The 21,041-nt window shown below is 62.6% G+C and carries 20 protein-coding genes and 1 riboswitch; of the genes, 4 read left to right on the forward strand and 16 right to left on the reverse strand.

All coding sequences use genetic code 11. The annotated features are described in order from the left end of the window. Positions 1-218: 218 nt before the first annotated feature. Positions 219-3,689 (forward strand): hybrid sensor histidine kinase/response regulator, encoded by a 3,471-nt coding sequence (locus tag KKQ10_RS28085; RefSeq protein WP_215502962.1) that lies wholly within the window; start codon positions 219-221, stop codon positions 3,687-3,689. Between the two features lie 82 nt (positions 3,690-3,771). On the opposite strand, the gene KKQ10_RS28090 is transcribed toward KKQ10_RS28085, so the two are convergent. Both KKQ10_RS28090 and KKQ10_RS28095 read right to left on the reverse strand, forming a co-directional pair. Beyond that, positions 3,772-5,136: a DNA recombination protein RmuC gene (locus KKQ10_RS28090; RefSeq protein WP_215502977.1), complete on the reverse strand. Its 1,365-nt coding sequence runs from the start codon at positions 5,134-5,136 to the stop codon at positions 3,772-3,774. Between the two features lie 175 nt (positions 5,137-5,311). After that, on the reverse strand, positions 5,312-5,635 hold the full coding sequence (locus KKQ10_RS28095; protein WP_215502963.1) for an SEL1-like repeat protein: 324 nt from the start codon (positions 5,633-5,635) through the stop codon (positions 5,312-5,314). Between the two features lie 1,010 nt (positions 5,636-6,645). On the opposite strand from KKQ10_RS28095, the gene KKQ10_RS28100 reads away from it, so the two are divergent. The 3 genes from KKQ10_RS28100 (at position 6,646) to KKQ10_RS28110 (ending at position 9,044) form a co-directional block, all read left to right on the forward strand. Continuing rightward, positions 6,646-6,870, forward strand: a complete 225-nt coding sequence (locus tag KKQ10_RS28100) for a hypothetical protein (protein WP_108589715.1) — start codon at positions 6,646-6,648, stop codon at positions 6,868-6,870. 273 nt (positions 6,871-7,143) lie between these two features. Beyond that, positions 7,144-7,626 carry a hypothetical protein gene (locus KKQ10_RS28105; protein ID WP_127652641.1) on the forward strand — a complete coding sequence of 161 codons (483 nt, stop codon included), beginning with the start codon at positions 7,144-7,146 and terminating at the stop codon, positions 7,624-7,626. Between the two features lie 146 nt (positions 7,627-7,772). Continuing rightward, a complete protein-coding gene (locus KKQ10_RS28110; protein WP_215502964.1) occupies positions 7,773-9,044 on the forward strand; it encodes an OmpP1/FadL family transporter in 1,272 nt (423 codons plus the stop codon). 109 nt (positions 9,045-9,153) lie between these two features. On the opposite strand, the gene KKQ10_RS28115 is transcribed toward KKQ10_RS28110, so the two are convergent. The 14 genes from KKQ10_RS28115 to cobO all read right to left on the reverse strand — a co-directional run bounded on the left by KKQ10_RS28115 (position 9,154) and on the right by cobO (position 20,719). Beyond that, the gene (locus KKQ10_RS28115; protein WP_215502965.1) at positions 9,154-9,714 is read right to left on the reverse strand and encodes a glutathione peroxidase; all 561 of its coding nucleotides are present in this window, start codon (positions 9,712-9,714) and stop codon (positions 9,154-9,156) included. Positions 9,715-9,767: 53 nt separating this feature from the next. Continuing rightward, the gene (locus KKQ10_RS28595) at positions 9,768-9,893 is read right to left on the reverse strand and encodes a hypothetical protein (protein WP_274657630.1); all 126 of its coding nucleotides are present in this window, start codon (positions 9,891-9,893) and stop codon (positions 9,768-9,770) included. Beyond that, a complete protein-coding gene (locus KKQ10_RS28120; RefSeq protein WP_127651531.1) occupies positions 9,890-11,098 on the reverse strand; it encodes an MFS transporter in 1,209 nt (402 codons plus the stop codon). Before KKQ10_RS28120 ends, KKQ10_RS28595 begins: the two co-directional genes overlap by 4 nt. 53 nt (positions 11,099-11,151) lie before the next feature. Then, complete coding sequence (locus KKQ10_RS28125; protein WP_025111987.1) at positions 11,152-11,556, reverse strand: MarR family winged helix-turn-helix transcriptional regulator; 405 nt, start codon at positions 11,554-11,556, stop codon at positions 11,152-11,154. A 174-nt stretch (positions 11,557-11,730) separates the two neighbouring features. Then, a complete protein-coding gene (locus KKQ10_RS28130; RefSeq protein ID WP_215502966.1) occupies positions 11,731-12,462 on the reverse strand; it encodes an adenosylcobinamide-GDP ribazoletransferase in 732 nt (243 codons plus the stop codon). A gap of 1 nt (position 12,463) precedes the next feature. Beyond that, the gene (gene cobC, locus KKQ10_RS28135; RefSeq protein WP_215502967.1) at positions 12,464-13,039 is read right to left on the reverse strand and encodes an alpha-ribazole phosphatase family protein; all 576 of its coding nucleotides are present in this window, start codon (positions 13,037-13,039) and stop codon (positions 12,464-12,466) included. Further along, complete coding sequence (gene cobT, locus KKQ10_RS28140; protein ID WP_215502968.1) at positions 13,036-14,091, reverse strand: nicotinate-nucleotide--dimethylbenzimidazole phosphoribosyltransferase; 1,056 nt, start codon at positions 14,089-14,091, stop codon at positions 13,036-13,038. Before cobT ends, cobC begins: the two co-directional genes overlap by 4 nt. Further along, complete coding sequence (gene cobU, locus KKQ10_RS28145; protein WP_215502969.1) at positions 14,088-14,609, reverse strand: bifunctional adenosylcobinamide kinase/adenosylcobinamide-phosphate guanylyltransferase; 522 nt, start codon at positions 14,607-14,609, stop codon at positions 14,088-14,090. The genes cobT and cobU overlap by 4 nt, the downstream gene beginning before the upstream one ends. Before the next feature lie 116 nt (positions 14,610-14,725). Next, positions 14,726-16,177, reverse strand: coding sequence for a cobyric acid synthase (locus KKQ10_RS28150; protein ID WP_215502970.1), 1,452 nt, complete (start codon positions 16,175-16,177; stop codon positions 14,726-14,728). Continuing rightward, entirely contained in the window at positions 16,174-17,166 is a 993-nt protein-coding gene (cobD, locus tag KKQ10_RS28155) for a threonine-phosphate decarboxylase CobD (protein WP_127651537.1), read from the reverse strand. The genes KKQ10_RS28150 and cobD overlap by 4 nt, the downstream gene beginning before the upstream one ends. After that, positions 17,159-18,067, reverse strand: a complete 909-nt coding sequence (gene cbiB, locus KKQ10_RS28160) for an adenosylcobinamide-phosphate synthase CbiB (RefSeq protein WP_127651538.1) — start codon at positions 18,065-18,067, stop codon at positions 17,159-17,161. The genes cobD and cbiB overlap by 8 nt, the downstream gene beginning before the upstream one ends. Beyond that, positions 18,064-18,714 carry a 5,6-dimethylbenzimidazole synthase gene (gene bluB, locus KKQ10_RS28165; protein ID WP_215502971.1) on the reverse strand — a complete coding sequence of 217 codons (651 nt, stop codon included), beginning with the start codon at positions 18,712-18,714 and terminating at the stop codon, positions 18,064-18,066. The genes cbiB and bluB overlap by 4 nt, the downstream gene beginning before the upstream one ends. A 47-nt stretch (positions 18,715-18,761) precedes the next feature. After that, positions 18,762-20,111, reverse strand: coding sequence for a cobyrinic acid a,c-diamide synthase CobB (locus tag KKQ10_RS28170; protein ID WP_215502972.1), 1,350 nt, complete (start codon positions 20,109-20,111; stop codon positions 18,762-18,764). Then, positions 20,108-20,719, reverse strand: coding sequence for a cob(I)yrinic acid a,c-diamide adenosyltransferase (cobO, locus tag KKQ10_RS28175; RefSeq protein WP_003223053.1), 612 nt, complete (start codon positions 20,717-20,719; stop codon positions 20,108-20,110). The genes KKQ10_RS28170 and cobO overlap by 4 nt, the downstream gene beginning before the upstream one ends. Positions 20,720-20,800: 81 nt before the next feature. Then, positions 20,801-21,031, reverse strand: a riboswitch (cobalamin riboswitch). Between the last annotated feature and the right edge of the window lie 10 nt (positions 21,032-21,041).

Here is a 21,041-nt window from a genome sequence, read left to right on the forward strand (position 1 = left end):
TTGATCTTGATTGCAAAGATCAAAAGATCGCAGCCTCGTTTCACTCGACAGCTCCTACAGGTTTTTGTATTCGGCAACGTCCCGCAAAAACCACCCGATTTCATCACTGCGACACCCCGCCACGCCGCGACCTTGGTCGACACTGACTAACCGCCGCACTCATGCGAGACTGTCCGCCCGGGCAGGACTGCCGGGGAGTCTTCTGTCGGGAGTGTTGCATGTCGTTGTCCACCGGGCTGATCGCCGCCGTCGCCCTGGCCTATATGGCCATCATGTTCGCCATCGCCTTCTACGGCGACCGTCGCAGCACACCGTTGCCGCCGCGGATGCGCGCGTGGGTGTACAGCCTGTCGCTGGCCGTTTATTGCACCAGCTGGACGTTCTTCGGCGCAGTCGGCCAGGCCGCCGAACAACTGTGGTCATTCCTGCCGATCTACCTCGGGCCGATCCTGTTGCTGCTGGGCGCGCCGTGGGTCCTGCAGAAAATGGTGATGATCAGCAAACAGGAGAACATCACCTCGATTGCCGACTTCATCGCCGCGCGCTACGGCAAATCGCAATCGCTGGCGGTGGTGGTCGCGTTGATCTGTCTGGTCGGCGTCCTGCCCTACATCGCCCTGCAACTCAAAGGCATCGTCCTCGGCGTGAACCTGCTGATCGGCGCCGGTGCCGACGCCATGGGCACCCGCGCCCAGGACACCGCGCTGATCGTGTCGCTGGTGCTGGCGCTGTTCACCATCGTCTTCGGTACGCGCAACCTCGACGCCACCGAGCACCACCGGGGCATGGTCCTGGCAATCGCGTTCGAATCGCTGGTCAAGCTGTTCGCCTTTCTCGCTGTCGGCGCGTTCGTGACCTACGGGCTGTACGACGGTTTTGACGACCTGTTCAATCAAGCGATGCTCGCGCCACGGCTTGAGGAATACTGGAAAGAAACCATCAACTGGCCATCGATGGTGGTGCAGACCGGGGTGGCGATGATGGCGATCATCTGCCTGCCACGGCAGTTTCACGTCACGGTGGTGGAGAACATCGACCCGCAGGACCTGCGTCTGGCCAAGTGGGTGTTCCCGGCCTATCTGGCGCTGGCCGCGCTGTTCGTGGTGCCGATCGCCCTCGCCGGGCAGATGATGCTGCCCAGTCACGTGCTGCCCGACTCGTTCGTGATCAGCCTGCCGCTGGCCCAGGCCCATCCGGCCTTGGCGCTGCTGGCGTTTATCGGCGGTGCATCGGCGGCCACCGGCATGGTGATCGTCGCCAGTGTGGCGCTGTCGACCATGGTCTCCAACGACATGCTGTTGCCGTGGCTGCTGCGACGCAACAACGCCGAGCGCCCGTTCGAAGTGTTCCGCCAGTGGATGCTCTCGGTGCGCCGCCTGAGCATTGTGCTGATTCTGCTGCTGGCCTACGTCAGCTACCGCTTGCTCGGCTCCACGGCGAGCCTGGCGACCATCGGCCAGATCGCCTTCGCCGCCGTCACCCAACTGGCCCCGGCGATGCTCGGCGCGCTGTATTGGAAACAGGCCAACCGCCGTGGCGTTTTCGCGGGCCTGGCCGCCGGTACGTTCCTCTGGTTCTACACACTGGTCCTGCCGATTGCCGCCCACAGCCTGGGCTGGTCGCTGAGCACTTTCCCCGGGCTGGCGTGGCTGCACAGCAACCCGCTGAACCTGCCGATCACCCCGCTGACCCAAGGTGTGGTGCTGTCGCTGGCGGGCAACTTCACCCTCTTCGCCTGGGTCTCGGTGCTGTCGCGCACGCGGGTCTCGGAACACTGGCAGGCCGGGCGCTTCATTGGTCAGGAAATCAGCGCCCGCCCGAATGCACGCTCGATGCTCGCGGTGCAGATTGATGATTTGCTGCAACTGGCGGCGCGGTTTGTCGGTGAAGAACGTGCGCGGCAGAGCTTCATTCGTTTTGCCTACCGTCAGGGCAAGGGTTTCAACCCGAACCAGAACGCCGACGGCGAATGGATCGCCCACACCGAACGCTTGCTGGCCGGTGTGCTCGGTGCTTCTTCGACGCGCGCGGTGGTCAAAGCTGCGATTGAAGGTCGGGAAATGCAGCTCGAGGACGTGGTACGTATCGCCGACGAAGCCTCCGAAGTCCTGCAGTTCAACCGCGCCCTGCTGCAAGGCGCAATCGAGAACATCACCCAGGGCATCAGCGTGGTCGACCAGTCGCTGAAACTGGTGGCCTGGAACCGCCGTTATCTGGAGTTGTTCAACTACCCGGACGGCTTGATCAGTGTCGGCCGGCCGATTGCCGACATCATTCGCTACAACGCCGAACGTGGCTTGTGCGGCCCCGGTGAGGCGGAAGTCCACGTTGCCCGGCGCCTGCACTGGATGCGTCAGGGCCGCGCGCACACCTCGGAACGCTTGTTCCCCAACGGCCGGGTGATCGAGCTGATTGGCAACCCGATGCCCGGCGGCGGGTTTGTCATGAGTTTCACCGACATCACCGCGTTCCGCGAAGCCGAGCAGGCGCTGACCGAGGCCAACGAAGGGCTGGAGCAGCGCGTCAGCGAGCGTACCCAGGAACTGTCGCAGCTCAACGTCGCGCTGACCGAAGCCAAGGGCAATGCCGAGGCTGCCAACCAGTCGAAAACCCGCTTTCTCGCGGCGGTCAGCCATGACCTGATGCAGCCGCTGAACGCCGCACGCCTGTTCTCCGCCGCCCTGTCCCATCAGGACGACGGCTTGAGCAGAGAGGCGCAGCAATTGGTGCAACACCTCGACAGTTCGCTGCGCTCGGCGGAAGACCTGATCAGCGACTTGCTGGATATTTCCCGCCTGGAAAACGGCAAGATCAACCCGGATCGCAAGCCGTTTGCGCTCAACGAGCTGTTCGATACGCTCGGCGCCGAATTCAAGGCGCTGGCCCAGGAGCAAGGCCTGACCTTCCGCGTGCGTGGCAGCCAATTGCGCATCGACAGCGACATCAAATTGCTGCGACGGATTCTGCAGAACTTCCTCACCAACGCCTTCCGCTACGCCAAGGGGCCGGTGCTGCTGGGCGTGCGGCGACGCGGCGGCGAACTGTGCCTGGAAGTGTGGGATCGCGGGCCGGGCATTCCGGAAGACAAGCAACAGGTGATTTTCGAGGAGTTCAAGCGCCTCGACAGCCATCAGACCCGCGCCGAAAAAGGCCTCGGGCTGGGCCTGGCGATTGCCGATGGTTTGTGCCGGGTGCTGGGCCATACGCTGCGTGTACGCTCATGGCCAGGGCGTGGCAGCGTGTTCAGTGTCAGCGTGCCGCTGGCCCGAGCGCAATCGGTGCCGGCGAATGCTGCCGTCGAGTTGAACGGCAAGCTGCTCAGCGGCGCACAGGTGCTGTGCATCGACAATGAAGACAGCATTCTGATTGGCATGAACAGCCTGCTGACCCGTTGGGGCTGTCAGGTGTGGACGGCGCGCAATCGCGAGGAATGCGCGGCGTTGCTGAACGATGGCATGCGGCCGCAACTGGCATTGGTCGACTATCACCTCGACCATGGCGATACCGGAACGGAGCTGATGGCGTGGCTGCGCACCACGCTGGGAGAGCCCGTGCCGGGGGTGGTGATCAGTGCCGATGGTCGCCCGGAAACCGTGGCACAGGTGCACGCGGCGGGGCTGGATTATCTGGCCAAACCAGTGAAACCGGCGGCGTTGCGGGCGTTGTTGAGTCGGTATGTGCCGCTCTGAAAAGATCGCAGCCTGCGGCAGCTCCTACAGGATGATTACGATTCCAATGTAGGAGCTGCCGCAGGCTGCGATCTTTTGATCTTCACTCTGGCAGTTCGACCAGCCCATCGACATCCGTCATCGCCCGCTCCAGCAAGTCCGCCGGCAGACTCTTGCTCGCCCGCGCCCCGAGCAGCTTGAGCTGTTCGCTACGGCTGACCAGATTCCCGCGTCCTTCCGTGAGTTTGTTGCGCGCCGAGCTGTAGGCCTTGTCCAGCTGTTGCAGGCGATTGCCGACCTCGTCCAGATCCTGAATAAACAGCACGAACTTGTCGTACAGCCAGCCGGCACGCTCGGCGATTTCCCGGGCGTTCTGGCTTTGCCGCTCCTGCTTCCACAGGCTGTCGATCACCCGCAACGTCGCCAGCAAGGTGGTCGGGCTGACGATTACGATGTTGCGGTCGAACGCTTCCTGAAACAGCGTCGGCTCGGCTTGCAGCGCGGCGGAAAATGCCGCCTCGATCGGCACGAACAGCAAGACGAAATCGAGGCTGTGCAAGCCTTCCAGGCGTTTGTAGTCCTTGCCGGCGAGGCCTTTGACGTGACTGCGCAGCGACAGCACGTGCTGCTTGATTGCGATCTGGCCGATGCTGTCGTCTTCAGCAGCGACGTACTGCTGATAAGCGGTGAGACTGACTTTGGAGTCGACCACCACCTGCTTGTCGCCCGGCAGGTAAATGACCACGTCCGGCTGGAAGCGCTCGCCGTCCGGGCCCTTGAGGTTGACCTGAGTCTGGTACTCACGGCCCTTCTCAAGCCCTGCGTGCTCCAGCACCCGCTCAAGAATCAGCTCACCCCAATTGCCTTGGGTCTTCTGGCCTTTCAGGGCGCGGGTCAGGTTGGTCGCTTCGTCGCTCAGACGCAGGTTCAGTTGCTGCAGACGCTCCAGTTCCTTGGCCAGCGAGAAGCGCTCGCGGGCTTCGGCCTGATAGCTTTCTTCCACGCGCTTTTCGAAGGACTGGATACGTTCTTTCAACGGGTCGAGCAACTGCCCCAGGCGCTGCTGGCTGGTCTCGGCGAAGCGCTGCTCGCGCTCATCGAAAATCTTGCCGGCCAGCTCGGCGAACTGTGCCCGCAGCTCATCGCGCGAACCTTGCAGGTCGTTGAGGCGTTGTTGGTGGCTTTCCTGTTGTTCGCGCAGTTCGGCATTTAGCGAGGCGGCCTGGGCATCGAGACGCCGCAGTTCGGCTTCCTTGTTGGCGCGCTCGATGTTCCAGGCGTGGGACGCATCCCGAGCATCATCGCGCTCGATCTGCAGCAGCTCGACTTCCCGGCGCAAGGCGGCCAGTTCAGCCTGCTTGGCGGCGTTGGCCTGAGCGAGATCGACCGCCTCATCGCGGCTGGCGTCCAGCTGCGCGTTGAGCCCGTCCTGCGCCAGTTGCGCCATGGCCAGTCGCTCTTCGAGCAAGGCGACCTCGGCTTGTCCGTTGCTCGCCCGGCGCTGCAGTTGCCAGGCCAGCGCCAGCAGCGGCAACCCCGCGCCCGCCAGACCGAGCAACACGCTGGTCAAGTCCATAGCCATAGCCACTCCTGCCGATTCGATAAAGCCTGAAGGTTAACCAAGGTGCGGGGCGTTGGACAGCTCAGTCTTCGAGCAGACCGAGTTCCTGTTGCGCACGTCGATCACCGGCCCGGGCAGCCTGACGCAGCAGGTCCTGACCGATACGCCGATCCCGGGCATTGCCGCACTCACGGCACATCAACTGACCGAGACGGCTTTGCGCCGCGACCACGCCTTCGCGTGCCGGTTGCTTGAGCAGATGCCCCGCCAGGTGCTTGGCATTGCGGCTATCGCCCAGACGCGGACTGTCGAGCAGCCACTCGGCCACACGTACGGAAAATCGCTTGGGAGAGGTAACACGAGGGTGTTCGGAGGTAACAGAGTCTGATACTGAGCGAAACTTCATAAAACACTGCGGGGCAGATCGGAAGGCGCGCCACTCTACTCTCTTTTTCGTACAGGTAAAGTCGAAAAAAAACCCGGCACGCCCGTCCTAGAGCAAGCGCTAGGGACAATCCACAGAAGCTGTGGATAACTCAGTGGACAACCGCTCTCGAACCTCCGCAAAGCCTTATGGAATGGGGCTCGCGGTCAAACTGACGATTTTTTCACCAACAAAAAAAAGCGATGTTTTTCATTGACTTAAACTTTTGATACAGGCAGTCATGCGAGTCAGGATCGGTATGACAGCGTGGTTACAGCTTGCGCAACTAATGTGCACAAGTACCTGTTACCCGGTTATATCGATGCGCTCTTTCGGGTCGTTTCAGTCCTCAGGCTGGGGATAAGCGGGTTGGCGATGGCGATGGCTGCACGCTTTTGTGGCGACGGATGGTTCCTTCGCGAGCAAGCTCGCTCCCACGGTTGGCCATGATCCCCTGTAGGAATGAGCCTGCTCGCGAAGAGGCCAGTGCTGCCACCCCATGCTTGCGCTACCGGTCGTAATCTTTTTTGCCACAGGGTTTGCAATGCCCAGAACGATCCGTTAGTATCCGCGGCGTTAGTACCAAGCTGAAAGTCAATTCCGGTCGAACACATCCCCACGGTCAATCTTCTTCCCAGAAGCCCTTCACCGAAAAAAGCGGGAACGACCCCTCGATGGTTTCCAGGTAAATCTTGCGCCAGCACTGCCTTTGAATGAATGCAAAGGGTGTTGCGAAGAGCACTTACTCTGACCGAACCAACCTGCAAATTGATCAGGATCTTCACCCCGGGCCCAGAACCTCTGCCCTCGATGTGTTGCCTGTCCTCCTAAGTACCTACCTGCCAGCCCAAGCGCGCCAACTTAATAGCGCTTCAAACTGGCTGCTTTGTTCCAGTCGGGTTCTTCGTACGACCAATGGTGGTCGACGTTACTGGAACGTTTTAACGTTGCACGGTTCTTATCCGTGTCATTTGTAGGAACACCTAATAACTATGTCTACTCAAATCCAGACTCAGGATGCCATTCGCACCCTAACCAATGCTTTTGCTCCGATGAACTGCCTGATCATGGCCGCTCGCAAAGGCTGCTTCAGCTTCACCGTGGTCAATGAACACGGGATCGCCCGCCACAGCGAGCGCCTATACCCCGATCAATACTCCAGCGCAGAACCGCTGCAGGCCGTGATCGACCGTACACGTCAGGCCCTGGTTGCCTGAAAGCCGAAAAGGCTGCAAAAGCAAAAGCCCCGCACAAAATGCGGGGCTTTTTATTGCCCGATGTTTCGCTTTTAGCCCTGCGCGCCTAAGCACCAACGGATATAACGTTTTTGGCTCGCCGCCGGAAATATTTTAAAAACAGGCCTTTACGTCGCGAATATGACACTACACTTCAACTCAAGCGGCTTGATCCGCTTCCGGCGAGCCTGAGTCGATCCACCGCTGCCAAGGCCCCTTCAGGTTTCGCCGCCCATTACAAGAATCGAGGGCATTATGGGTATCGCTGCCAGCGAACTGTGTCGCTACGTGATCCGTCCCACACTGATTTATCTGGGACGTCACTGCGCAACGGCCGAATCCCTGTTGCTGGGCATCGCCGCCAGCCAGTCCGCCCTCGGCTCCGCCCTGCATGACCGCCGTGGCCACGGCCTCTACCGGATCGCCGAGCATCGCCACCAGGCCCTTTGGGACCACTATCTGGCACTCGATCCGGAGCGGGCCAGCCTGGTTCGCGGCCTTGCCAGCCAGCATGCTTTTCTCAGCGGTCCGCACCTTGAATTGACCGTCAACCTGCGTTACGCCACTGCCATCGCCTGGCTGCTGGTCGAAGAACAACACCCCACCCTCCCCGACCCGGATGACCTGCTGGGCATGGCGCGAATCTGGCGTCAGACCTTCCAGCCTCAGGGGCGTCTGCGCGACTTCACGTACGCCTGGCAAACATGTGTTTCACCCATGAATCAGGTTGCGTGCTGACCCACCGCATTTAAAAGATCGCCCAACCGGCCGCGATTCTGGTCGGATTGTCCTACAAAACCGCTCTAACTCAAGGCATAGGGGCTATAGCGCTGGAACGAAAATGTTGGTAATTTTCGCCCCGGTGATCACCAGGAGTTCTAATAATGAAAAAAGTCATGCTCAAAACCACCCTTAGCCTCGCCGTTACCATGGCATCCACCCAGATCTTCGCCGCTGGCTTTGCCATCAACGAACACAGCATCAGCGGGATGGGCACGGGTTACGCTGGACGATCTTCTTCTGCCGACGACGCAAGCACTGTTTATGGCAACCCCGCCGGCATGTCGCGCATCACGCGTGAACAAGTCACTGGCGGCGTTGCATTCCTCGATGCCAAGACCGATATCAGCGACGCCAGCTCCAGCCCTAACGGCGGCAGCAACAAAGGCGACATGGTGCCCTTCACCTCCGTACCTATGGGCTTCTACGTCAAACCGATCGATGAGCATTGGGCATTCGGCCTCGGCGTATACGTGCCGTTCGGCCTGATTACCGACTACGAAAAAGGCTTTGCCGGCCGCTACTTCGGCAGCAAGTCCGAAGTACAAGTCATCACCTTCCAGCCAACGGTCAGCTACAAATTCAACGACGTGGTGTCGATAGGTTTCGGTCCAACCATCAACCGTATCGACGGCACGCTGGAATCCAACCTCTCGATCACCCAGGCCGCCCCGGACGGCAAGGTCAAGATCAAGGGTGACGACACCGCGCTGGGCTACAACATCGGCGTGCTGGTACAGGCCACCGACACCACTCGTCTGGGTCTGACCTACCACTCGAAAGTCGACTACAAGCTCGAAGGCAATACCAAGGTCAACTACGGCGTGCTCGGCGCAGTCGGCCTGGGCGCCCAGCAGAAATACGACGCTTCGCTGAAGATCACCACGCCTGAATCCGTGGACTTCTCCGTCACTCAAGCGATCAACGATCGCTGGAACGTCTATGCCGGTAGCACCTGGACCCGCTGGAGCCAGCTGGAAAAGATCACCGTCAAGAACTCCGGCGTGCAGCCGCTGCTGGCGGGTCAGTTCGGCGAGATCACCGAAGACCAGAACTGGCACGATTCCTGGGCTTACGCCGTGGGTACTTCGTACCAGTTGAACAAGGAATGGGTACTGCGCACCGGTCTGACCTTCGACCAGTCACCGACCAACAACGTCGACCGTTCGCCACGCATCCCGACCGGCGACCGGACCATCTTCAGCATCGGTGCCGGCTGGAGCCCGACCGAAGACCTGACCATCGATGTGGCTTACTCGTACCTGAAGGAAGAGTCGGTCAAAGTCCACAATCAAAACGATCGTGGCCAGACCTACGACGCCAAGTATGAAAACTCGGCAAACGGTTTCGGTGTCGGCGCGACCTATCGCTTCTGATGCTGCACGGCGAGGCTGATCCCTCGCCCACAAAAAAGCCCCGTTCTCTGTGCAGAGGCGGGGCTTTTTTGTGGCTGAACGGCAAACCCGTTCCGCAGCGCCTACAGGATCATGGTTGCAGTGGTTTGGAGGCGATAGCCTTCTCGATCGCCGCGATAAACGCCGGATCATCCGGTTTGGTCAGGCTGGAGAAGTTCGCGATTACCTTGCCTTGCCGGTCGATCACGTACTTGTAGAAGTTCCACTTCGGCGCGCTGCTCTGTTCCGCCAGCACCTTGAACAGGTGAGTCGCGTCATCGCCCCGGACTTTCTGCGGCTCGGTCATGGTGAACGTCACGCCGTAGTTGGCGTAGCAGACCTTGGCGGTTTCGGCGCTGTCCTTGGACTCCTGTTTGAAGTCATTGGACGGCACGCCGAGCATTTCCAGACCTTGCGCCTTGTAGCGCTGATTGAGCGCTTCAAGCCCCTCGAATTGCGGGGCGAAGCCACAGAAACTGGCGGTATTGACCACCACCAGCGGTTTGCCGGCGTAGCGCTGGCAGAGATCGATGGATTCCTTGGCGCGCAGCTTGGGCAGCGAACCTTGCAGCGCCTCCGGACAATCAGCGGCCTGGGCCAGTCCGGTCAACGCCATCAGCAATGCGGGTACAGCACACCAGCGCATGAGCATGTCGGGCATCCTTGAGCAGTTCATCAGGCCCCGACGTTACTCGCCATCAAAGCCTACAGGCAAGCGCCCATGCCCAGCTGCATCAGTGCCAAGCCGCCCTGATGCCAGCCCCACCACACCAGCGCCAGTAACGCGGCGCCGAGTGCCGCGAAGGCGAATCGCGGCCAGGAACGTTTCATGCGGCGCTCATACCAGGTTGCAGACGCGCCACCGGACGCTCACGCACCGGCCAGTTCAGCGCGGCCGCCAGCAGGCTCAAGAGAACCGCCACTTGCCAGATCAAGTCATAACTCCCGGTACGGTCATACACCACCCCGCCCAACCAGCCGCCGAGAAACGAGCCGAGCTGATGGAACAGGAACACGATCCCGCCGAGCATGGACAGATTGCGCACACCAAACAAGGTCGCCACCGTACCGTTGGTCAACGGCACCGTCGACAGCCACAGGAAGCCCATCGCCATGCCGAACAGGTAGGCCGACGTGGTCGTCACCGGCAGCCACAGGAACAGCACGATCACCACCGCCCGCAGCAGGTACAACGCCGTCAGCAGACGCGGCTTGGACATGCGCCCGCCAAGCCAGCCAGCGGTGTAAGTCCCGAAGATGTTGAACAGCCCGATCAGTGCCAGCACCGTGGTGCCGACCGTGGCCGGCAGATGCTGATCGACCAGATAGGCCGGGAGATGCACACCAATGAACACCACTTGAAATCCGCAGACGAAAAAGCCGAACGCCAGCAGCCAGAAGCCGGAATGCGAACAGGCTTCGCGCAGCGCTTCAGTCAGGGTCTGTTCATGGCCCAGCACCGGCAGCGGCTTGTCCTTGAGCATGCTCACCAGCGGCACGATCAGCGCCACCAGCAGGCCAAGCACCAACAGCGCTGCCGACCAGCCGAGCCAGCCGATCAAACCCAAGGTACCCGGCAGCATGGCGAACTGGCCGAACGAGCCGGCGGCGCTGGCGATCCCCATGCCCATGCTGCGTTTTTCCGGCGGCACCGCCCGACCGACCACGCCGAGAATCACCGAGAACGAGGTGCCGGACAGGCCGATACCGATCAACAGACCTGCGCTCAACGACAAGGTCAGCGCCGAATCGGACAGGCCCATGAACACCAGGCCCAAGGCGTAGAGCACCCCGCCGACCAGCACCACTTTCGCCGCACCGAAGCGGTCAGCCAGCGCGCCAGTGAACGGCTGCGCCAGACCCCAGATCAGGTTTTGCAAGGCAATGGCGAAGGCGAACACCTCACGCCCCCAGCCGAACTGTGCGCTCATCGGCGACAGGAACAGACCGAAGCCGTGCCGCACGCCCAACGACAACGCCAGAATCAGCGCACTTCCCAGCAACACCCAACCGCACGTACGCCACATCGATGTCATTGTTATTCTCCAGTCGCGGGTATATACCCGCTTGAATCCGGAAAAACCGGCCCTCAGGCCAGTTCGTCCAACAGTCGCAGCAAGGTTTCACGCTTCTCGGCACCCAGGCGATCGATCAATCGCTGTTGCGCCGCTTCCCAGGCTGGCAGCGCCGCCGCCAGGCGCTGCACGCCGGCCTCGGTGAGCCTGACGATGCGGTTGCGCATGTCTTCGCCCTCGGCCAGCGCCACCAGGCCCTCGCCTTCCAGCACCCGCAGATTGCGCCCCAGGGTGCTGCGATCCAGGCCCATGGCTTCGGCCAGTTCGGAAATGCTCGGTTGATCCAGACGCTGCAGATTGCACAGCAAAGAATACTGGGCAACGTTGATCCCGAAGCCGTCGAGAGCGCCGTCGTAATGCCTGCTGACGCCACGAGCGGCGCGACGCAGGTTGGTGCACAAACACTGAGAAGGAAGCATGATGCGTGTATATACCCGCGACTGTGTTAAATCAAGTTACATGTGTTTTTTCAGGGGTGTTTCCGGTGCCTGACAGACCACTATCGCGAGCAGGCTCACTCCTACAAAGTGACCGCATTCCCCTGTAGGAGTGAGCCTGCTCGCGATGAGGCCAGAACAGGCACCAAACACCTATCAAACCAGCACCAGCCCCACCAATACCGCCATCTCCAGCAATTCCAGCAACGCCCCCGCCGTATCGCCCGTCGTCCCGCCCAACCGCCGCATCATCACCCGCCGCAGCCAGACAAACCCGACGAACGCGACAACCAGCGCAACAATCGCTTCAACCCCGGCGATCAGCAAACAGGCCAGCACACTCACCCCAAGCATCCACCAACCCGCTCTGCGCGGCAGATGATCAGCCAATGCCTGCCCCAACCCTCCCGCGCGGACATACGGCGTGGTCAGAAACAACCCCAGCAGCGCCGCGCGTCCCAGCAACGGCACGATGATCAGCGTCACCCCATGCCCTTGCTCGATCAGCGCCAGCAACGCGGTGAACTTGAGCAACAACACCAGCACCAGCGTCACCACCGCAATCGGCCCGCTGCGTGGATCCTTCATGATCGTCAGCGTGCGCTCGCGATCACCGAAGCCACCGAGCCAGGCGTCGGCGCTGTCGGCCAGTCCGTCGAGGTGCAGCGCGCCGCTGAGCAGCACCCACACCGTCAACAGCAGCGCCGCATGCAGCAACAACGGCGCGCCGGCCAACGCCAGGTGCAGCGCCCAGAGAATCACCCCGAACAGCAACCCCACCAGCGGATAGAACAGCAACGAGCGCCCGAGCTGTTCAGGCTCCGGCATCCCCGGCAAACGAATCGGCAAGCTGCTGAGAAATTGCAGGGCGATCCACAGCGGCAGCATGTCAGTGACCTTCCTTGAGCGAGCCATCGGCTGCAACCGTCAGGGAAAACCGCGAAGCATGCGCGACTTCGACATTGAGCAACTGCTCGCGCGGCAAGCCACGCGCCTGCGCCAGCAACAAACGCATCACGCCGCCGTGACTGATCAGCAACACGCGCTCGCCGGCATAGGTCTGATGCAGCCGCGCAACCGCGCCCAGCACGCGCGCAGCAAAATCGCTGACCGGCTCACCCTGCGGCGGCGTAAAGGCATACGGATCGGCCCAGAACAGCCCCAGCGCCTCGGCGTCGGTCTCCATCAACGCCGCAGCGTTCTGCCCTTCCCAGGCGCCGAAATGCAGTTCCTGCAGATCCTTGTCCAGCTGCACCGGCAGATTCAGTTGCTCGCCCAGTTCTGCGGCAAACCGCGCACAACGCTGCAGCGGCGAACTGACCAGCCGATCCCACGGCCCGCCCGCGACCACCGCCGCACGCATCTGCGCCCAGCCGTTTTGCGTCAGCGCATCATCAAGGCTGCCGCGCAAACCGCCGCCCAGTTCAGTCTCACCGTGACGCAGCAGATCCAGGCGCAAGGTCATGCCGGACGGTCCGCCACCGCTGCTTCGGCGAAGGTCGCCATCTGCCCGTGCAGGTCGCAGGCCAGACGCAACAGCGGCACCGCCAACGCAGCCCCGCTGCCCTCGCCCAGACGCAAGCCGAGTTCCAGCAACGGTTCGGCATTGAGGGTTTCCAGCACATGGCGATGGCCCGGCTCGGCGCCACGATGACCGAACAGCAGCCACTCGCGGCAGGCCGGATTCAGACGCACCGCCACCAACGCGGCGACCGTGCAGATAAAGCCGTCGACCAGCACTGCAACGCCTTCCTGGGCACACGCCAGATACGCGCCGACCAGGGCGGCGATTTCAAAACCACCGAGGTTGAACAGGGTTTGCAGCGCATCGCCACGCTGCGCCGCGTGCAGTGCCAGCGCGCGCTCGATCACTTGCGCCTTGTGGCTGACGCCTTCGGCATTCAAGCCGGTGCCGGGACCGGTCAGATGCACCACCGGGCAATCGAGCAAGGCACAGGCCAGCGCACTGGCAGCGGTGGTGTTGCCGATGCCCATTTCGCCACCGATGAACAACTGCGCGCCGACCGCGTTGGCCCGCAGCACGCTGTCACGACCGGCCTGCAAGGCGAGTTCGCCCTGCGCCGGAGTCATCGCCGCGCCTTTGGCGAAATTCGCCGTGCCCGGGCCGACATTCAGATGCAACACGCCGGGCAGGTTCAACGCCGGCGTCACGGTACCCAGATCCACCACTTCCAACTGCGCACCGAGCTGACGCGCGAGCACGCTGATCGCCGCGCCGCCGCTGACGAAGTTGAGCAGCATCTGCCCGGTGACTTCCTGCGGGAACGCCGAAACGCCTTCCGCAACCACGCCATGGTCGCCGGCAAAAATCGCGATCCAGACCTGCTCAAGCGTCGGCTTGATCTGCCCCTGCAATCCGGCCAGTTGCACCGCCACGGTTTCGAGGCGACCGAGGGAGCCGGCCGGTTTGGTCAGTTGCTGCTGGCGCGCCGCGGCTTGTTCAACGATCTCGGCATTCACGGGTTTGCACGGGTTCAACCACCACGCTTGAGTCATAACGCAGGTCCTTTCAGGGTCAGGGGCAAGCCGGCGACAGTCAGGACGACACGCTGACAGCGCTCAGCCAGAGCTTGATGCAGCCAACCGGCTGCATCGACGTAGCGGCGAGTCAATTCGCCCAGCGGCACGACACCCATTCCGGTCTCGTTGCTGACAAAAATGATGTCCCCTGGCAATGACGCCAGGCAATCCAGCAGGGCTTCGCGCTCAGCGGCGAGACGCTCGGCGTCGTCAAGCATCAGCAGATTGGTCAGCCACAGCGTCAGGCAATCCACCAGCAGGCAACGCTCGGCGCGGGCGTTTTCACGCAGGACGCGGGCCAGCTCCAGCGGTTCTTCGATCAGCGCCCATTCGGCCGGACGACGGGCGCGGTGATGGGCGACACGCTCGTTCATTTCGCCGTCCAGCGGCTGGCTGGTGGCGATGTAGGTGACGGCCAGTTGGCTGTCGCTGGCGAGTTTTTCCGCCAGGCGACTTTTGCCGGAGCGGGCGCCGCCGAGGATCAGTTGGAGCATGGTTCATTCCTTCAAATTGGCGGTGTACCGACTTAAGTCATCGCGAGCAGGCTCACTCCTGCAGGAGATCGCGAATAAGCCACTGTAGGAGTGAGCCTGCTCGCGATGAACCCACCTCAAATTCCACAAAGCTGACGCAATAGCCCGGTATCCAGATGCTTCTCCACCAGATCCGCCAGCCGCTCGATATCGCGCTCGCGCAAGCCGTGGTAGTCCACCTCCTGCACATCGCTCAACCCGGCCCAACGCAGCAACGCGGCACTGGCTTGCGGCGATTCGAACAGGCCGTGCAGATAAGTGCCGAACACTTGCCCGTCGAAACTTTGTGCGCCATCGCAACGGCCGTCATCCAGATGCACCGCCGCGTTCTCCAGCGCCGGGCCCACCGTCACGCCCGCATGGATTTCATAGCCACTGACCTCGGCCTCTTCCAGCGCCAGACGCCCGCGCACGTTGCGCAATTGCTTCTCGGCTTCCAGCGTCGTTTCGAACGCCAGCAAGCCCAGACCGGCACTCGAACCCGGCGCGCCTTCCAGCCCCAGCGGGTCATGCACCTGTTCGCCGAGCATCTGCAGACCGCCACAGATCCCCAGCAGTTTGCCGCCGTAACGCAGGTGACGATTGATCGCCGCGTCCCAGCCGTTGCCGCGCAGATACGCCAGATCGCTGCGCACGCTTTTCGAGCCGGGCAGAATGATCAAGTCGGCAGCAGGAATCGCCTGCCCCGGGCCGATGAACTGCAGATCGACCTGCGGATGCAGACGCAGCGGATCGAAATCTGTGTGGTTGCTGATGCGCGGCAGCACCGGCACCACCACTTTCAGCACCTGCTCGGCCTTGTCGGTCTGGCGCTGGTCGATGCCGTCCTCGGCCTCCAGGTGCAGATCCATCACGTAGGGCAACACGCCGACCACCGGTTTGCCGGTGCGCTGTTCCAGCCAGTCGAGGCCCGGCTGCAGCAAGGCGATGTCGCCGCGAAAACGATTGATGACGAAGCCTTTGACCCGCGCCTGTTCACTCGGCGACAGCAGCTCCAGCGTGCCGACCAGATGCGCAAACACCCCGCCGCGATTGATGTCGGCGATCAGCAGCACCGGGCAATCCACCGCTTCAGCAAAGCCCATGTTGGCGATATCCCCGGCACGCAGATTGATCTCCGCTGGCGAACCTGCGCCTTCGACCATCACCAGCGGATACGCCGCGCTGAGTCGCTCGTGCGAAGCCAGCACCGCTTGCATGGCGATGGCTTTGTAGTCGTGATAGGCCACGGCGTTCATGCTGGTGACCGCACGGCCGTGGATGATGACTTGGGCGCCCGTGTCGCTGTTGGGCTTGAGCAGCACCGGGTTCATGTCGGTGTGCGGCTCAAGATTCGCCGCTTGCGCCTGCACTGCTTGCGCCCGGCCGATCTCGCCGCCGTCGGCAGTCACCGCGCTGTTGAGCGCCATGTTCTGCGGCTTGAACGGCACCACCGCCACGCCCTGACGGGTGGCCCAGCGGCACAGCGCCGTCACCAGCGTGCTTTTACCGGCGTCGGAAGTGGTGCCCTGCACCATCAGGGTGGTCATTGCGATTCCTTGGCAAAGGCTTGCAGCGCCTGTTCGAGGCGCGCTTCTTCAGCCGCGTTGGCCGGCAAGCCGAAACGCAGACTGCTGTTGTGGGTGAAGATGCGCAGGAGGATGCCCCGTCGGGCCATGAATTCGTGCAGCGCAGGCGCGTGCTCGGTGATCAGCCACTGAAACAGTGCGCAGCCGCCCTGGGGTTTGAAGCCGTAGCGTTCCAGCAGCAGCGCCAGACGCTCGCTGGCCGCTTCGCTGCGAATGCGCTGGCGGGTGTGCGCCTCGGTGTCTTGCAGACAGGCCTGCCCGAGCACCCGCGTCGGCCCGCTCACCGCCCATGGCCCGACCTGTTCGGCGAGCAACCTGAGCAGCTTGCGCTCGGCCAGCACAAAGCCCAGCCGCACGCCGGCCAGACCGAAGAATTTGCCGAACGAGCGCAACACGACCAGGCCGACTTGATGGGTGTGCGACGCCAGACTCAGGTGCGGCGTGTTGTCCATGAACGCCTCATCGACCACCAGCCAGCCGCCACGCTGGACCAGCCGCGCGTGCCAGTCGAGCAGCCGCGCCGGCGTCAGGCTCAGGCCCGTAGGGTTGTTCGGATTGACCACCACCAGCACGTCGAGGCTGTCGAGAAAGAACTCGACTTCCTGCTCCAGCACTTCGCGCACGATGTAACCGCTGCGGCGCCAGGCTTCAGCGTGCTCGGCATAACACGGCGACAACACGCCGACCTTGCCAGCGCGGCGCAGACGCGGCAGCAACTGGATCGCCATTTGCGAACCGGCCACCGGCAGCACTTGGGAGGCACCGTAGTAATCACACGCGGCCCGCTCCAGCCCGTCGTCGGTTTCCGGCAACCGCGCCCAGGCGCGCAACGGAATCTCCGGGACCGCAAACGGCCACGGCGCGAGGCCGCTGGACAGGTCGAGCCAGTCGGCCTCGGCAATCCCGTATTCGAGTGCCGCCTTGCGCAGCCGGCCACCGTGCTCAAGCATAGAATTCAGCCCCCACGCAGAGAATCAGCAGCCATAACCATACCCCGCGCTGGACCAATTGCCAGCCGCGATCAATCGATTCGGCATCCGCCGGCGCACCTTCGCCCAGTTGCGGACGCTCGTGCAGTTCGCCGTGATAGATCGCCGGGCCGCCCAACTCGACATTCAACGCCCCGGCGCCAGCAGCCATCACTGGACCTGCATTGGGGCTGTCCCATTTCGGCGCCTGGGTGCGCCAGCATTTCCAGGCGAGCCGGGTGTTGCCCAGCAGCGCGTAGGTCAGCGCCACCAGCCGTGCCGGAATGTAATTGAGTACGTCGTCGATTTTTGCCGCGCACCAGCCGAAGCGCTCGAAGCGTTCGTTGCGATAGCCCCACATCGCATCGAGCGTATTACTCAAGCGATAGAGCACCACACCCGGCGCACCGGCCACGACAAACCAGAACAGCGCGGCGAACACCGCATCACTGCCGTTTTCCAGCACCGATTCGGTGGCGGCACGGGCGACGGCGGTGCTGTCCAGTTCGCTGGTCTGGCGGCTGACCAGATAACCGACGCGCTGGCGCGCCTCTTCCAGATCATCGCTGCGCAGGGCTTTGGCCACGGGTTCGACGTGTTCGCCAAGGCTGCGCATGCCGAGAGCGCAATACAACGCGAGAATCTCGACGATCCAGCCCACGTACGGCGCCCAGGAAAACGCCGTGGCGAGCAAGGTCAGCGGCAGCACCGCGATCACCCAGGCGGTAACCCCATGACTGCGCCAGCCGCGCCCGCCCGCATTGAAACGTCGCTCGATGCGCCCGGCAAAATTGCCGAACGCCACCAGCGGATGCCAGCGTTTCGGTTCACCCAGCAGCGCATCCAGCGCGACCGCAGCGACACTCAATAACGCCACACTCATTGACTCACTCCCCAATAATTTTCATACAGCAACTCATTGAGCGGGCGCGCCTGCGTCCACCCTTCGAGCACCAGCATCGGCGCCGGATAGAATTCCTTGACCGGACCCAGGCACAACACCGCCAGCGGCTTGGCCCCGGCCGGCAGTCGCAGCAGATCGGCTAGCGCCTGCGGCTCGAACAGCGACACCCAGCCCATACCCAGTCCTTCGGCACGGGACGCCAGCCACAGGTTCTGGATCGCGCAAGACAACGACGCCATGTCCATTTCCGGCAATGTGCGACGGCCGAATATGTGTTTCTCGCGATCATCCATCAGCGCCGCAACCAGCACTTCGGCGCAGTCGTTGATGCCTTCAACCTTGAGTTTCATGAACTCATCGCTGCGCTCGCCAAGGGCTTCGGCAGTGCGGACGCGTTCTTCTTCGACAAGGTTCTGGATCTGCCCACGCAGAGCGCGATCGCTGATACGGATGAAACGCCAGGGCTGCATCAGGCCGACGCTGGGTGCCTGATGCGCGGCTTCGAGCAGGCGGCGCAGCAGCTGCGGCTCGACCGTGCCACCGGTGAAGTGACGCATGTCGCGGCGTTCGGCGATGGCTCGGTAGACGGCTTGGCGCTCGGCCTCGGTAAATGCGTTGTCTGTCATGGCCTCTTCGCGAGCACGCTCGCTCCCACATTGGACGGGGTGCTTGCTCAAGAAACGCGATCCCCTGTGGGAGCGAGCTTGCTCGCGAAAGCGGCGTCACGGTCTGGCGCAAACAGTGCTGCGATAGCCGCAGGATTCGACGGAAAATAAAAATGCACGTAGGAAGCCGTCATCCGCCCTTCACGATAAACCGCCTCCGCCCCGCGCCCGCCGTTCGGGCTCAGGCCCCGGGCAATCGGCGTCAGTTCGGTGGTGGTCAGGGAGTGGTGATAGGTGTGGCCGCGCAGCGCGCCTTCCGGCAGATCCACTGCTTGCAGCGCCAGTGCCGCCAGACGTTTTTGCATCACCGCATCACCGCGCAGCAGCCCGACCAGTTCGGCGCGGGTGCCCTCGACATCGGTCAACGAGTCGAGCAGATACAGCATGCCGCCACACTCGGCGAGCAGCGGTTTGCCGGCCGCGTGGTGCGCACGGATCGCGTCGAGCATCGCGGTGTTTTGCGCCAACGCGACGTGGTGCAATTCCGGGTAACCGCCGGGCAGATACAGACTGTCGGCCTCGGGCAATTGTCTATCGCGGATCGGCGAGAAAAAACTCAACTCGGCGCCCATCGCCCGCAGCAGGTCAAGGCTGGCGCCGTAGGTGAAAGCAAAGGCTTCATCGCGGGCGACGGCAATGCGCACACCTTCGAGCAACGGTTCGGCACTGATCACTTCAGGCGCGGCAAATTCCACGGCCGGTGGCAGCGCGACCTCGCAACTGCTGGCCAGCGCTTCGGCGGCCGCGTCGAGACGCAGATCCAGATCATTGAGTTCACTGGCCTGCACCAGACCGAGGTGCCGGCTCGGCAACTCGATCCCGGTTTCGCGGGACAGCGCGCCGTACCAGCGCAAGCCTTCGGTGAGGCTGCCTTCGAGCAATTGCGCATGGCGCAAGGTGCCGACGCGGTTGGCCAGCACGCCGGCGAATGGCAGGTCCGGCTGATAGCGCGCCAGCCCCAACGCCAACGCGCCAAAGGTCTGGGCCATGGCGGTGCCGTCGATCACACCCAGCACCGGCACACCAAAATGACGCGCCAGATCGGCGCTCGACGGCGTGCCGTCGAACAAGCCCATCACGCCTTCGATCAGGATCAGATCCGCCTCGGCGGCGGCTTCCCACAGCAGGCGCCGACTTTCCTGTTCGCCGACCATCCACATGTCCAGTTGATACACCGGCGCACCGCTGGCGCGCTCGAGAATCATCGGGTCGAGGAAGTCCGGGCCGCACTTGAAGACGCGCACCTTGCGCCCTTGATTGCGATGCAAACGAGCCAGCGCCGCGGTAACGGTGGTCTTGCCCTGACCGGAGGCCGGCGCGGCGATCAGCACCGCCGGGCAGTGACGTGGTTGATTCAAAGTTCGACGCCTTTCTGCGCTTTGATGCCGGCCTGGAAGGCGTGTTTGAGCATGCCCATTTCGGTGACGGTGTCACCCATTTCGATCATTTCCGGCTTGGCCGCACGACCGGTGACGATCACATGCTGCATCGGTGGACGCGCCTGCAGGTCACTGAGCACCTGGTCCAGATCGAGGTAGCCGTGCTTGAGGGCGATGTTCAGTTCATCCAGCACTACCAGGCCGATCGACGGATCGCGCAGCAGTTCGCGGGACACTGCCCACGCGGCTTCGGCAGCAGCGATGTCACGCTGGCGGTCCTGGGTTTCCCAGGTGAAGCCCTCGCCCATCACGTGAAAACGCACTTGCTCCGGGAAGCGGCGAAAGAACAGTTCTTCGCCGGTGCTGTTGCGGCCCTTGATGAACTGCACCACACCGCACTGCATGCCGTGGCCCATGGCCCGGGCGAGCATGCCGAACGCCGAGCTGCTTTTGCCTTTGCCATTGCCGGTCAACACCAGCACCAGGCCGCACTCGTCAGGCGAATTGGCAATGCGTTCGTCAATCACGGCTTTTTTGCGCTGCATACGCGCCAGATGGCGTTCGTCACGCTCGGGGGAATCGGTCATGGGGGAGCTCTCCGTTGAGGCTGGATAACGGCGGGCAGGCACAAGAATAGACGGCAAAAAGCCTGGCATCGCCCACCGTGATGCCGCTGGATGGATCAGGCCGGTCTCCGGGCTCATGAGCAGCGAATCGCCTGGCTGCGCGCCTTCCCGCTTCTTGCGAGGCAGTGGCTCAAGGCGCAGCTTTTACTCATTTACCGTTGCGGGGGCAGCGCCGGGATCGTGATCGTTCTTCACCTGAAGACAACCCTCACCGGCTTCCCTGTTTCACTCTGTCGACACACGTCACAGAGCACCTGAAACAAGCCGCGAAGGTTAGAGGGTT

This window comes from Pseudomonas sp. MG-9, assembly GCF_018729515.1.
GTDB classification, from domain to species: Bacteria; Pseudomonadota; Gammaproteobacteria; order Pseudomonadales; family Pseudomonadaceae; genus Aquipseudomonas; species Aquipseudomonas serboccidentalis.